Annotated in this window: 11 protein-coding genes; 2 read left to right on the forward strand and 9 right to left on the reverse strand. The window is 58.0% G+C overall.

The features are described from left to right. Positions 1 to 190: 190 nt before the first annotated feature. A complete protein-coding gene (locus AC07VR_RS00440; protein WP_494995331.1) occupies positions 191 to 1,354 on the reverse strand; it encodes a type III PLP-dependent enzyme in 1,164 nt (387 codons plus the stop codon). A gap of 515 nt (positions 1,355 to 1,869) precedes the next feature. Here AC07VR_RS00440 and AC07VR_RS00445 point away from each other — a divergent pair. Together AC07VR_RS00445 and AC07VR_RS00450 are read left to right on the forward strand one after the other, a co-directional pair. After that, complete coding sequence (locus AC07VR_RS00445) at positions 1,870 to 3,453, forward strand: peptide chain release factor 3 (protein WP_494995330.1); 1,584 nt, start codon at positions 1,870 to 1,872, stop codon at positions 3,451 to 3,453. 743 nt (positions 3,454 to 4,196) lie between these two features. Further along, positions 4,197 to 4,445: a hypothetical protein gene (locus tag AC07VR_RS00450; protein ID WP_495010224.1), complete on the forward strand. Its 249-nt coding sequence runs from the start codon at positions 4,197 to 4,199 to the stop codon at positions 4,443 to 4,445. Positions 4,446 to 4,555: 110 nt separating this feature from the next. On the opposite strand, the gene AC07VR_RS00455 is transcribed toward AC07VR_RS00450, so the two are convergent. The 8 genes from AC07VR_RS00455 to AC07VR_RS00490 all read right to left on the reverse strand — a co-directional run bounded on the left by AC07VR_RS00455 (position 4,556) and on the right by AC07VR_RS00490 (position 13,807). Next, complete coding sequence (locus AC07VR_RS00455) at positions 4,556 to 5,527, reverse strand: peptide ABC transporter ATP-binding protein (protein ID WP_495010225.1); 972 nt, start codon at positions 5,525 to 5,527, stop codon at positions 4,556 to 4,558. Continuing rightward, a complete protein-coding gene (locus tag AC07VR_RS00460) occupies positions 5,527 to 6,495 on the reverse strand; it encodes an ABC transporter ATP-binding protein (protein WP_494995327.1) in 969 nt (322 codons plus the stop codon). The genes AC07VR_RS00455 and AC07VR_RS00460 overlap by 1 nt, the downstream gene beginning before the upstream one ends. Before the next feature lie 10 nt (positions 6,496 to 6,505). Then, a complete protein-coding gene (locus AC07VR_RS00465) occupies positions 6,506 to 7,417 on the reverse strand; it encodes an ABC transporter permease subunit (protein ID WP_494995326.1) in 912 nt (303 codons plus the stop codon). A 10-nt stretch (positions 7,418 to 7,427) separates the two neighbouring features. Next, the gene (locus tag AC07VR_RS00470; protein ID WP_494995325.1) at positions 7,428 to 8,438 is read right to left on the reverse strand and encodes an ABC transporter permease subunit; all 1,011 of its coding nucleotides are present in this window, start codon (positions 8,436 to 8,438) and stop codon (positions 7,428 to 7,430) included. Positions 8,439 to 8,511: 73 nt separating this feature from the next. Next, positions 8,512 to 10,107 (reverse strand): ABC transporter substrate-binding protein, encoded by a 1,596-nt coding sequence (locus AC07VR_RS00475; protein WP_495010226.1) that lies wholly within the window; start codon positions 10,105 to 10,107, stop codon positions 8,512 to 8,514. 78 nt (positions 10,108 to 10,185) lie between these two features. Next, positions 10,186 to 11,580 carry an OprD family porin gene (locus AC07VR_RS00480; protein WP_495010227.1) on the reverse strand — a complete coding sequence of 465 codons (1,395 nt, stop codon included), beginning with the start codon at positions 11,578 to 11,580 and terminating at the stop codon, positions 10,186 to 10,188. 167 nt (positions 11,581 to 11,747) lie between these two features. Next, positions 11,748 to 11,879, reverse strand: coding sequence for a hypothetical protein (locus tag AC07VR_RS00485; protein ID WP_494995391.1), 132 nt, complete (start codon positions 11,877 to 11,879; stop codon positions 11,748 to 11,750). Between the two features lie 302 nt (positions 11,880 to 12,181). Next, positions 12,182 to 13,807 (reverse strand): ABC transporter substrate-binding protein, encoded by a 1,626-nt coding sequence (locus AC07VR_RS00490; protein WP_494995322.1) that lies wholly within the window; start codon positions 13,805 to 13,807, stop codon positions 12,182 to 12,184. Between the last annotated feature and the right edge of the window lie 168 nt (positions 13,808 to 13,975).

Raw genomic sequence — 13,975 nt, forward strand, 5'->3', positions numbered from 1 at the left:
TTGGCGGGATAAGTTAGATTTAGATCGTTCCCACGCTCCCGCTTGGGAACGCAGCCTGTGACGCTCTGCGTCACATTGGACGCAGAGCGTCCATGGAGTCATTCCTACGCAGAGCGTGGGAACGATCAACGGCACACAAAAAAAAAAGCCCATGACACGTCATGGGCTTTTTAATTTCAGCGATCTGCGTTTAAACGTAGAACGACTTCAGCGGCGGGAAGCCATTGAACTCAACGGCGCTGTAGCTGGTGGTGTATGCGCCGGTGGACAGCCAGTACAAGCGGTCGCCGATGGCCAGGTTCAGTGGCAAGCCGTACTTGTAGTTCTCGTACATGATGTCGGCGCTGTCGCAGGTTGGGCCGGCGATGACCACTTCTTCCATCTCGCCTTTTTTCTCGGTCCAGATCGGGAACTTGATGGCTTCGTCCATGGTTTCGATCAGGCCGGAGAATTTGCCCACATCCGTGTACACCCATCGCTCTACGGCGGTACGGGATTTACGGGCTACCAGCACCACTTCGCTGACCAGGATGCCGGCGTTGGCGATCAGCGAACGGCCTGGTTCCAGGATGATTTCCGGCAGGTCGTCACCGAAATCTTCCTTGAGGAAACGGATGATTTCTTCGGCGTAGGTTTCCAGGCTGTTGGTGCGGGTGATGTAGTTGGCCGGGAAGCCGCCGCCCATGTTGATCAGCTTGAGGTGGATGCCGTCTTCTTCTTTCAGACGTTCGAAGATCACTTTGACCTTGGCGATTGCTGCGTCCCAGACGCTGATGTCGCGCTGCTGCGAACCAACGTGGAACGATACGCCGTATGGCACCAGGCCCAGGTCGCGAGCGAGGATCAGCAGGTCCATGGCCATGTCGGTCTGGCAGCCGAATTTGCGCGACAGTGGCCAGTCAGCCGTGGTCGAGCCTTCGGTGAGGATGCGCACATAGACTTTCGAGCCCGGTGCAGCCTTGGCGATGTTGCGCAGGTCCGCTTCGGAGTCGGTGGAGTACAGACGCACGCCCTTCTCGTAGAAGTAGCGGATGTCCCTGGATTTCTTGATGGTGTTGCCGTAGCTGATGCGATCCGGGCTGACGCCCTGGTTCAGGACTTTATCGAGCTCGTAGATCGAGGCGATGTCGAAGCTCGAACCTTTCTCTTTGAGCAGGTCAATGATTTCGACGGCCGGGTTGGCCTTGACCGCGTAGTAAACCTTGGCAAATTCGAAACCAGCGCGCAGGTCGTCATAGGCCTGGGCAATCATCGCGGTGTCGATGACCACGAACGGGGTTTCTTGTTTGTCGGCGAAGGCCTTCATTTTCTGAAAGGTTTCGCGCGCGAAATAGTCTTCGACATTGATCGACATACTTGGGAGCTCCTAATGGCAAACGGGTAAAAACAATGGGTGCAAATGAACGTCCTCCGTATCCCCACTTTGGTTCGCCTACTTCCCAAGGCATGTCCGCCGAAAGCAAAAAGGTCAACCGTGCAGAGCGCTACGGGTGACCTTGCTGTCTCGTCGTCAGTACTTGAGCCGGATGGATCGTTTCCAGCATGGACGTTCGGCGCGAACTTTAGGGCGTGAGGAGCTTGAGATCAACAAAAAATGTCGCGTTTTTGCACGCGTCCGTCGCGAGCTCCTGGCCAGCCACTTATGTAACCGACCCAGATGACAGGCTGATGTTCCCCGATCGGGGGAAATGGGCGGGATTTTCTGACAGACCGAGTCCTTGCCCGCGATGTCGTCAGATCAGGCCGGCGCCGCTTTGTCAGGCTGATGGGTTGGTTTTCGGTTCCTGATGTGCTCAACGGTTCGGTTCCGGGTTCAACTTGGGCTATAATCGCGGCCCTTTTTTTGAATCACCTGCCAGGCGATTTCCCATGACCAAACAGGCCGCCGAAGTCGCGAAACGCCGCACTTTCGCCATTATTTCCCACCCCGATGCGGGTAAAACCACCATCACCGAGAAGTTGTTGCTGATGGGCAAGGCTATTGCGGTGGCCGGTACGGTCAAATCCCGTAAGTCGGACCGTCATGCCACCTCCGACTGGATGGAAATGGAAAAGCAGCGTGGTATCTCCATTACCACGTCGGTCATGCAGTTCCCGTATCGCGATCACATGATCAACCTGCTCGACACCCCGGGCCACGAAGACTTCTCCGAAGACACCTACCGCACCCTGACTGCGGTCGACTCGGCGCTGATGGTGCTCGACGGTGGTAAAGGCGTCGAACCACGGACCATCGCCCTGATGGACGTCTGCCGTTTACGCGATACACCGATTGTCAGCTTCATCAACAAACTCGACCGGGACATTCGTGACCCCATCGAGCTGCTCGACGAGATCGAAGCGGTCCTGAAGATCAAAGCCGCGCCGATCACTTGGCCGATCGGTTGCTACCGCGACTTCAAGGGCGTGTACCACCTCGCCGACGACTACATCATTGTTTACACCGCCGGCCACGGCCACGAGCGCACCGATGTGAAAATCATCAAGAAGCTCGATTCCGATGAAGCCCGCGCGCACCTGGGTGATGAATACGACCGTTTCGTCGATCAACTGGAACTGGTGCAGGGTGCTTGCCACGAATTCAATCAACAGGAATTCATGGACGGCCAGCTGACCCCGGTGTTCTTCGGGACCGCCCTGGGCAACTTCGGTGTCGATCACGTGCTCGATGCCGTGGTCAACTGGGCGCCCAAGCCGCTGGCCCGTGTCGCGAACGAGCGTACGGTCGAGCCGGTTGAGGAGAAATTCACCGGCTTCGTGTTCAAGATCCAGGCAAACATGGATCCTAAACACCGTGACCGGATTGCCTTCATGCGTATTTGTTCCGGCAAGTACGACAAGGGCATGAAAATGCGCCACGTACGGACTGGCAAGGATGTGCGGATCGGCGATGCGCTGACCTTCTTCTCCTCCGAGCGTGAGCAACTGGAAGAAGCCTTCGCCGGCGACATCATCGGCCTGCACAACCACGGCACGATCCAGATCGGCGACACCTTCACCGAAGGCGAGGTACTGGGTTTCACCGGGATCCCGCACTTCGCCCCGGAACTGTTCCGTCGCGTGCGTCTGAAGGACCCGCTCAAGTCCAAGCAGCTTCGACAAGGCCTGCAACAGCTGGCCGAAGAAGGCGCAACCCAGGTGTTCTTCCCGGAGCGCAGCAACGACATCATCCTTGGTGCCGTTGGTGTGCTGCAGTTCGATGTGGTCGCCAGCCGCTTGAAAGAGGAATACAAGGTCGAGTGCGCTTATGAGCCGATCACCGTGTGGTCCGCCCGCTGGATTGATTGCAGCGATAAGAAGAAGCTGGAAGAGTTCAGCGTCAAGGCTGTGGAAAACCTCGCCCTCGACGGCGGCGGTCACCTGACTTACCTGGCCCCGACCCGGGTCAACCTGGCCCTGATGGAAGAGCGCTGGCCGGACGTGAAATTCCGTGCGACGCGTGAGCATCACTAAGCACTGGCTGGTGACACCCGAAAGCCCACTGTGAAAACAGTGGGCTTTTTTTTTGCAGGCGACTTCGATCTTTGTGGCGAGGGAGCTTGCTTCCGCCGGCCAGTCCGCGCTCGGGCGAAGCAGTCGTAAAGTCGCTGCATGCGGTGTGTCTGGAAGAATGGGATAGATCGTTCCCACGCTCTGCGTGGGAATGCCTCACTGGACGCTCCGCGTCCGCTTCGGCAGTGACGCAGAGCGTGGGAACGATCATTGGCAGATCTGACACCCAGTAATCAAAAAACGGGCGCCTCTGAGGTCGCCCATTCTTGATGTGGAGGGATTTCCGAGGCGGGTGTAGGACGTGCGGTGCTGGCCCGAAAAACATCGCAGCCTGCGGCAGGACCTACAGTGGAGCGAGGTCAATTGTGGCGAGGGAGCTTGCTCCCGTTGGGCTGCGGCCCTGAATTCATCCGGCACGGTGTTTCAGGAACACCGCATCTAACTGTTTCACTTCTGCTGCGCCCGAGCGCGGACCGACCAGTGGGAGCCAGCTCTCTAGCCACAAGTATTGGTCATTCATTAAATAGCGATTTGAAATAAACATTAGTCCAAACCCGTCTGTTGACGAAGGGCATTTGGTGACCTCCATTAGTGTCATATCTGGTGTATCCCGAATATCCGGACTAGATTTCAGACAGCGCTGCGGTCCTTGCGCACAAGGTCTGTGGCTTCGGTGATTCACCTACGAAAGGATGGAATCAGCTATGAGCATTTTTCAACGCATGGTTTTACTGATCAAAGTGCTGGTGTTGCTGTCGGTGGGCACTTCGGCAGCGTGGGCGAGCAGCGGCGCGGCACAGGACCAGGGTTTCTGGGCGGCAAAAAGTGTTCAGGGCAGTGGTTTGATAGCCGCCAAGTCCGAATCCGAATCTGGGGGGCAGGATCAGGGCGGCAGTAAAGGCGATGACGACTCGACCACCGACGATAATCCCGAAGACGATACCCAGGGTTAAGGATCCAGACAAAAGAAAACCCCTCTTGCCGGACTGATGCGCAATCCTGATGGAGGGGTTTGGATAACTCGTTGAAAGCGCCCCCAAGAGGGCGCTTTTTCATGCCCGGCTTATACGACGAATTGCTCGGCGTAATGGCAGGCCACCTGGCGGTTGTCGAGTGAGCGCAGGGCCGGTTCTTCGGTGCTGCAGCGCTCGGTGGCGTACGGGCAGCGCTTGTGGAAGGCGCAGCCGGACGGCGGATTGAGCGGGTTAGGCAATTCGCCGACGATCTTGATTTTCGGCTTGCTCGGGTCCGGATGGATGGTCGGTGTAGCCGACAGCAGTGCCTGGGTGTAAGGGTGCAGAGGACGAGTGTAGATGTCTTCTTTGGGACCCATTTCCACCGGACGGCCGAGGTACATCACCAGCACCTGATCGGCGACGTGGCGCACTACCGCGAGGTTGTGAGAGATGAACACGTAGGCAGTGTTGAACTCTTGCTGAAGGTCCATGAACAGGTTGAGTACCTGCGCCTGAATCGACACGTCGAGGGCCGAAGTCGGTTCGTCCGCCACCAGCACTTTGGGTTGCAACATCATCGCTCGAGCCAAGGCAATCCGCTGGCGCTGACCACCGGAGAACATGTGTGGGTAACGCTGGTAGTGCTCAGGGCGCAAGCCAACCTGTTTCATCATCGCCTGGACTTTCTCGCGACGCTCGGCGGCGGACAGACTGGTGTTGATCAGCAGCGGTTCAGCGAGCTGGTCGCCGATTTTCTGCCGTGGATTCAACGAGGCGTAAGGGCTCTGGAAAACCATCTGCACGTCTTTGCGCAGCTGCTTGCGTTCGGCCTTGTTGGCACCGGCCACTTCTTGCCCTGCGATTTTCAGCGAGCCGGAGGAGGGTTCTTCGATCAGCGTCAGGGCGCGGGCCAGGGTCGATTTACCGCAGCCCGACTCGCCTACAACAGCGAGGGTCTTGCCGGCTTCCAGTTCGAACGACACGCCATTGAGCGCGCGAACCAGCGCGGTGCCTTTGAACAGGCCTCGGGAAACTTCGTAGTGACGGGTAAGGTCGCGGGCGGTGAGAACGACGCTCATTACGCCACCTCCTGATTCAAGGGGTAGAAGCAGCGGGCGAGGCTGTTGGTTTTCGGGTCCAGACCTGGACGTTGTTGACGACAGCTGTCCTGCACGTACGGGCAGCGCGGCGACAGCAGGCAGCCTTGCGGACGGTCATAACGGCCGGGAACGATGCCCGGCAGGGTGGCCAGGCGCGAGGAACCCAGGCTGTGCTCGGGAATGGCCTTGAGCAGCGCTTCGCTGTACGGGTGCGCCGGGATGTCGAACAACTGCGGCACCTGACCGACTTCTACCGCTTGGCCGGCGTACATCACGCACACGCGCTGAGCGGTTTCGGCAACCACCGCCAGGTCGTGAGTGATCAGCACCAGGCCCATGTTGTGCTCTTGTTGCAGGTTGAGCAGCAGATCCATGATCTGCGCCTGAATCGTCACGTCCAACGCGGTGGTCGGTTCGTCAGCGATCAGCAGTTTGGGTTCGCCGGCAATCGCCATGGCAATCGCCACACGTTGGCTCATACCGCCGGAGAGTTGGTGCGGATAGGCGTCCATACGGCTCGCGGCGCCCGGGATTTCGACTTTTTCCAGCAGCTCGATGGCGCGCTTGCGGGCGGCCTTGCTGGACATTTTCAGGTGCAGACGCAGCACTTCTTCGATCTGGAAACCCACGGTGTAGCTCGGGTTCAGTGCGGTCATCGGATCCTGGAAAACCATCGCCAGGTCCTTGCCGACAATGCGCCGACGTTGGCGGGCGCTGAGCTTGAGCATGTCCTGGCCGTCGAAGCTGAGGGCGTCAGCGGTGACGATGCCCGGGTGCTCGATCAGGCCCATCAGCGCCATCATGGTCACGGACTTGCCGGAACCCGATTCGCCAACGATGGCCAGTACTTCGCCCTTGTCCACGGAAAGGTCGAGACCGTCGACCACCGGTACGGCGTTTTTGTCGCCAAAGCGAACGTTGAGATTCTTGATTTCTAGCAGTGACATTTGAATCTCCTCAGGCGGCGTTCTTGAGTTTCGGGTCCAGCGCATCGCGCAGGCCGTCACCCATCAAGTTGATTGCCAGCACGCTGAGCAAAATGGTCAAACCAGGCAGGCTGACGACCCACCAGGCGCGTTCGATGTAGTCGCGAGCCGAAGCCAGCATGGTGCCCCACTCAGGGGTTGGCGGTTGTACGCCAAGGCCGAGGAAGCCCAGGGCTGCGGCATCGAGAATCGCCGAGGAGAAGCTCAAGGTCGCCTGAACGATCAGCGGCGCCATGCAGTTAGGCAGCACGGTGATGAACATCAGGCGCGGCAGACCGGCACCGGCCAGGCGCGCGGCGGTCACGTAGTCGCGGTTTAGTTCGCCCATCACCGCAGCGCGGGTCAGACGGACATAGGACGGCAACGAAACCACGGCAATGGCGATGACGGTGTTGATCAGGCCAGGGCCGAGGATGGCAACAATCGCCACAGCCAGCAGCAAGGAGGGCAGGGCCAGCATGATGTCCATCAGGCGCATGATGGTCGGGCCGAGCACGCGCGGGAAGAATCCGGCGAACAGGCCCAGCAGAATGCCCGGAATCAGCGACATGACCACCGATGACAGACCGATCAGCAGCGACAGGCGTGAGCCGGTGATCAGCCGTGACAGCAGGTCACGCCCCAACTCATCGGTACCGAGCAGGAACTGCAGCTGGCCGCCTTCTAGCCAGGCTGGCGGGGTCAGCAGGAAGTCACGGAATTGTTCGCTGGGGTTGTGTGGGGCAACCCATGGCGCGAACAGTGCGCAAAACACCACGAGGATCATGAACAGCAGACCGGCGACCGCCCCTTTGTTTTTCGAGAAGGCTTGCCAGAACTCTTTGTACGGTGATGGATAAAGCAGGCTTTGATCGACTGCTATTGAGGATGTTGGAGTGCTCATTAGTATGATCTCAGCGCTGGTGACGGATGCGTGGGTTGGCAAAGCCGTAGAGGATGTCCACCACGAAGTTGACCATAATCACCAGGCAGGCGATTAGCAGGATGCCGTTTTGCACCACCGGGTAGTCTCGGGCGCCAATGGCTTCAATCAGCCATTTGCCGATGCCGGGCCAGGAGAAAATGGTTTCGGTCAGAACCGCGCCGGCCAGCAGGGTGCCGACTTGCAGACCGACAACGGTCAGTACCGGGATCAAGGCGTTACGCAGACCGTGCACAAATACCACGCGCGCTGGCGACAGGCCTTTGGCCCGGGCGGTACGGATGTAGTCTTCGCGCAGCACTTCGAGCATCGAGGAGCGGGTCATCCGGGCGATCACCGCCAGCGGGATGGTGCCGAGCACGATGGCCGGCAGGATCAGGTGATGCAGGGCATCGAAGAAGGCGCTGGTGTCATTGGCCAGCAGGGTGTCGATCAGCATGAAGCCGGTTCTTGGCTCGATGTCGTAAAGCAGATCGATCCGCCCGGAGACTGGCGTCAAGCCCAGCGATACCGAGAAGAACATGATCAGGATCAGGCCCCACCAGAAGATCGGCATCGAATAACCCGCAAGGGAGATGCCCATCACTCCATGATCGAACAGCGATCCTCGCTTCAAGGCGGCGATCACCCCGGCCAGCAGCCCGAGGACACCGGCGAACAGCAGGGCGGCCGAGGACAGCTCCAGGGTCGCCGGGAACAGCGAGGTGAATTCGGTCCAGACGCTTTCACGGGTACGCAGGGATTCGCCAAGGTCGCCGTGGGCGAGTTTGCCGATGTAGTCCAGATACTGGGCATACAGCGGTTTGTTCAGACCCAGGCGTTCCATTGCCTGGGCATGCATCTCAGGGTCGACCCGACGTTCGCCCATCATCACCTCCACGGGGTCGCCGGGGATCATGCGAATCAAAGCGAAAGTCAGCAAGGTGATGCCGAAGAAGGTGGGGATCAACAACCCCACGCGGCGGGCAATAAAACTAAACATCTTCTGGTGTACCTCATCAGCCGGTTAGGCGTGTCCGGCACCGCTGGGATCAACGGTGACGGACGTTTCTTATCTACTTCACCAGGGTGGTAGCGAAGTTGTTAGTGGTCAGAGGGCTAATGTGATAACCCTCGACGTTCTTGCGCATGGCAGTAAACATTCTTGTGTGTGCCATGCTGATCCAGGGCTGGTCCTGGTGGAAAATCTCCTGGGCTTGCTCATAGAGCGCCGCACGTTCGGCCGGGTCAGTCTTCTCACGGGCCTGGTCGATCAGCGCCTGGAACTTCTCGTTGCACCAGCGGGCGTAGTTTTCGCCGTTTTTCGCCGCCTCACAACTGAGCATAGGCGTCAGGAAGTTATCCGGGTCGCCGTTATCGCCCGCCCATCCGGCGGACACCATATCGTGTTCACCGTTTTTGGCGCGCTTGAGCATTTCCCCCCATTCCATGACGCGGATGTCGAGTTTGATCCCGACCTTGGCCAGATCGGCCTGCATCATCTGTGCGCCGAGCATCGGGTTGGGGTTGGTCGGGCCGCCGCCGTTACGGGTGAACAAGGTGAATACAGTGCCTTCCGGCACGCCGGCTTCCTTGAGCAGGGCGCGGGCCTTGTCCACGTCGTGGGGCGGGTTCTGCAGTTTACTGTTGTAGCCCAACAAGGTCGGCGGATACGGGTTGACGGCGGTCAGGGCGTTACCCTTGCCGAACAGCGCGTTGACATAGGCCTGCTTGTCGAAGGCGATTTCGACCGCCTGACGTACTCGCACGTCGCTCATGTACTTGCGGGAGGTATTGAGCGCGGTATACGAGGTGGTCATCGCTTCGATTTCATCGACCTTCAGGTTTGGATCAGCCTTGAGGTTTGGAATGTCATCGGGTTTTGGGTAGAGGGCGATCTGGCACTCGTTGGCCTTGAGCTTCTGCTGACGCACATTGTTGTCGACGGCGATGGCCAGGATCAGCACTTCACTTGGTGGTGCGCCACGGAAGTAATCGGGGTTGGCTTTGAAGCGAACCTGGGCATCCTTGGCGTAACGCTGGAAGACAAACGGGCCGGTGCCGATCGGTTTGCTGTTGAGGTCGTTGGTCTTGCCAGCCTTGAGCAACTGGTCGGCGTACTCGGCCGGGAAGATCGAGGAGAACGCCATGGCCACGTCAGGCAGGAACGGTGCCTCGGGACGGGTCAGGGTGAACCTGACGGTGTAGTCGTCGAGTTTTTCGACGCTTTTGAGCAGCTCTTTGAAACCCATGCTTTCGAAGTACGGAAAGCCCACGCTGGACTTGTCATGCCATGGGTGTTTCGGGTCCAGCTGACGCTGGAAACTCCAGACCACGTCGTCGGCATTCATGTCGCGGGTCGGCTTGAAGTAGTCAGTGGTGTGGAACTTCACACCTTTGCGCAGGTGGAAGGTGTAGCTCAGGCCGTCCGGGCTGATGTCCCAGCTTTCGGCCAGCGCAGGGGCGATTTCGGTCGTGCCGGGTTTGAAGTCCACCAGACGATTGAAGATGGTTTCGGCTACCGCATCGGCTGTGACTGCAGTCGTGTACTGGACCATATCGAAACCTTCCGGGCTGGCTTCGGTGCAGACCACCAAGGGTTTGGCCGAAATACCGACAGCGACACTCAACAGCGCGGCGGCAATAGCGGCTTGTAAGGGGAGCATCTTCATTAGGAGCCCTCTGCAATCAATTGAACCAGACTGGCTTGAACGGGGGATTCATCATGAATCCGCCGTTCAACTGGCGCTTTAGAGAATGTTGAATGGAATGGTGGTGACCAGACGGAATTCGTTGATGTTGCCGTCGCCCTGATTCTCACTGGCGCGGTGCGTGGTGTAGGTCGCGCGAACGGCGGTGGCTTTCAGCGGGCCGCTCTGTACGGCGTAGGACGCACCGATGCCGTATTCATAGTGGTGCTCGCCATCCAGGTTTTTCACGTCATAGGCGGTGCCGGTGTAATGCGTACCGTCGATGCCCCAGCCGCGGGCCTGGTAGATGTTGAACTTCAGGCCTGGAACGCCGTATTCAGCCATGTTGAGGCCGTAGGCGATCTGGAAGGACTTTTCGTTCGGGCCGTTGAAGTCCGAAAGCAGGGAGTTGGCCAGGTAGATACCGTTGGTTTCGTGCAGGTAGTCGAAGTACTCGTCACCGTTAATTCCCTGGTAGGAGAACGTCAGGCTATGGGCCTGGTGAGTCAGGCCGAACGACAGCGAGTAGGCATCGTTGTCGATTTCACCCATCTCTTTTTTGCCGGTGTCGACGGTTTTGTAGTAGTTCAGGCCAGTGGTCAGGCTCAGAACCGAGCTATCGCCCAGTTCGTGAGTGGCGCCGAAGTAGTACTGGTTCCAGAAGTCTTCGACATTGGAGGCATACAGGCTGGTCTTCAGGCTTTTCAGCGGCTGGTAGTTGAGGCCGACGATGTTCACGTGGTCGGTTTCAGCGCCGTTGTTGGAGTATTCCGAGCGGAATTTCGACAGGCTTTGCTCGGTCCGTGGCGACACGCGATCGAAGGTACCGGCATCGAACGACAGGTTATTGAACTCTTCGCTGTGGATGCTCACACCTTCGAAACTTGAAGGCAGAGGGCGGTTGCCGATGACATCGACAATCGGTGTGCTGAAGTTCTGGCGACCGGCAGTCACGGTGGTGTTGGATACACGCGCCTTGACGTTGGCCAGACCCAGTTTGCTCCATTGATCTAGCGGATCACCGCTGCTGTCAGTCAGGGTCCGGTTGCTCCCACTGGCGCCACCGTTACCAGCCGCGACGTCGTGACGGCTGCGATCCAGAGCAATCGCGTTGTACGCCGCGACTTCAGTACTGAAACCTACAGTGCCTTGGGTAAAGCCCGAGGTGTAATTGAGGATTGTGCCTTGAACCCAGTTGATACGACGTGGAGTCGTGGTGAGCGCGCCGTCTTTTTGATATTTGAAGCGGTCATCACGACGCTTCAACTCGTTTGCATACCAGTTACGGGTAGTCCCCGACAGGCTTTGCCCTTCGATAAAACCTTTGGTATCGGCCTGTGCGCTGGTGCTGTTGAGCTGGGTTGGAACGAAGTCCTGGCTCACGCTTTCTGCGTAGGCGGTGGCCGTAATGCTGCTGATGGCCAAGGCTAATAACGCGGTGCTGCTCAATCTCATGGGTGAAGCTCCGTTCTTTCTTTTTTTGATGCCGGTTTTTGCTCGTCCGGCTATTGGTTTTTAATTCAATCAAGGCATTGCAAACGTTTGCTAGAGGCCAGTTGGCCGATTTCAGGCAACACGATTGCTGGAGAGCGAAATTCGCGCTCCGGGATTCGGTCAGTTATTTACGAAGTGATGCCGACAGCCGGGCTACCTTCCGTGCAGAACACCAGGCTATTGCTGGAGGCCTGACTGATCGATGTGCCGGCCAGCAAGCCTGTGCCCGGCAATGCGGATGTAACCAAGGTGTGGCGCATGACGCTCCTTCTCTTGTTAGTGTCTTGATCAGCGAGCAATCGCCCCGTCCCGGGACGTGCGGGTATCACTGATCCCAAACCATCGCGTACAGCAGTGCCGGCCAAAATCGTATAACTGCCGTGCCTCGACGGTATGAGTCGCAGGCGAGGCGGTAAATGCGTAAGGCCTGAAAGACGCGTAGGAAAAGGCAATACGCCCTACAGCCGCTGCTGTAGTACGCAGCGGTTTCGGATGTAAGCGGATTCTGCGGTCCTGGCAGGTAAAGCAACGGCGACGTCAGGGACGCCGCCGTTGCCAGACCTTATTTGCTGACGCTGACGCCGTAGAAGGAGTTCAAGCCAAACGGGCTGATCTTGAAGTCCTGCACGTTGTTGCGCATGGGTTGGAACACCGTCGAGTGAGCGATAGGTGTCATTGGAACGGCGTCTTTGAGGACGTGTTGCGCCTGTTTGTACAGTTCGGTGCGCTTGGCCTGATCGGTGGTGCGCTTGGCTTCTTTCACGATGCCGTCAAACTTCTTGTCACACCACTTGGAGAAGTTATTGCCCTGCAGCGAATCGCAGCCGAACAGCACATTCAGCCAGTTGTCCGGGTCACCGTTGTCGCCGCTCCAGCCAATCAGCATCGCGCCGTTTTCGCCGCCTTTGGAGCGCTTGATGTACTCGCCCCACTCATAGGTCACGATCTTGGCCTTGATACCGATCTTGGCCCAGTCGGACTGCAGCATTTCAGCCATCAGTTTGGCGTTCGGGTTGTAAGGACGCTGCACCGGCATCGCCCACAGGTTGATCTCGGTGCCTTCCTTGATGCCGGCTTCCTTGAGCAGCTCTTTGGCTTTCTCAGGGTTGTACGGCACATCCTTGATGGTGGTGTCGTAAGACCACTGGGTTGGCGGCATGGCGTTGACCGCCAGTTGACCCGCACCCTGGTAAACCGAGTCGATGATTTGCTGTTTGTTGACGGCCATGTCCAGTGCCTGACGCACTTTCAGTTGAGCCATCGGGTTCGGCTGATCGCTGCCCTTGATCTTGTCCATCACGTTGTAGGCGATATAACCCAGGTTGAAACCAGCCTGGTCAGGCACCTTCAGAGTCTTGTCTTCTTTCAGCGCCTTCAGGTCGGCCGGGCGTGGGAACAGAGTGATCTGGCACTCGTTCTTTTTCAGCTTCTGAATACGCACCGACGGGTCGGTGGTGATGGCGAAGATCAGGTTGTCGATCTTGACGTCGTCAGGCTTCCAGTAGTCCTTGTTCCCGGTGTAACGGATGTTGGAGTCTTTCTGGTAGCTCTTGAACACGAACGGACCAGTTCCGACCGGCTTCTGGTTGATATCGGCGGCTTTGCCTTCCTTGAGCAACTGGGCAGCGTACTCGGCGGACTGGACCGAAGCGAAGCTCATGGCCATGTTCTGGATGAACGCGGCATCAACTTCTTTGAGGGTGAACTTGACGGTGTGATCGTCGACTTTATCGATCTTGGTGATGTTGGTGTCCATCCCCATGTCGGTGAAGTACGGGAATTCGGTCGGGTACGCCTTACGGAACGGGTCATCCTTGTTAATCATGCGATTGAAGGTGAACAGCACGTCGTCGGCGTTGAAGTTACGCGTCGGCTTGAAATACGGTGTGGTGTGGAACTTCACCCCGTCGCGCAGATGGAAGGTGTAGGTCAGGCCATCCGGGGAAATGTCCCAGCTGGTGGCCAGGCCAGGAACAACGGCGGTGCCGCCACGTTCGAACTGGCTCAAACGGTTGAACATGGTTTCTGCTGAGGCGTCGAAGTCGGTTCCGGTGGTGTACTGACCAGGATCGAAACCGGCCGGGCTCCCTTCGGAGCAGAACACCAGGTTAGTCGCAGCTTGGGCGAAAGGTGCGCTAGCTAACAAGCTTGCGCCGACTAAAAACGGAATGACCGCGTGTTTAAGCATGGTGGCCTCATGATTTGTTGTCATTTTTGGAGTTAGAGGACGACCTCGTGAGTCGACCTGCGGATACTTATGCAGGCCCCATACCCAATGCAAGATCCTGAGCGGTCACAAGTCTGAAACAGTGGTACGAACGTACACGAATGTCGCATTGTTGTAAGTTCTGACGCA

The organism is Pseudomonas sp. GW821-FHT02H09, from assembly GCF_059421425.1.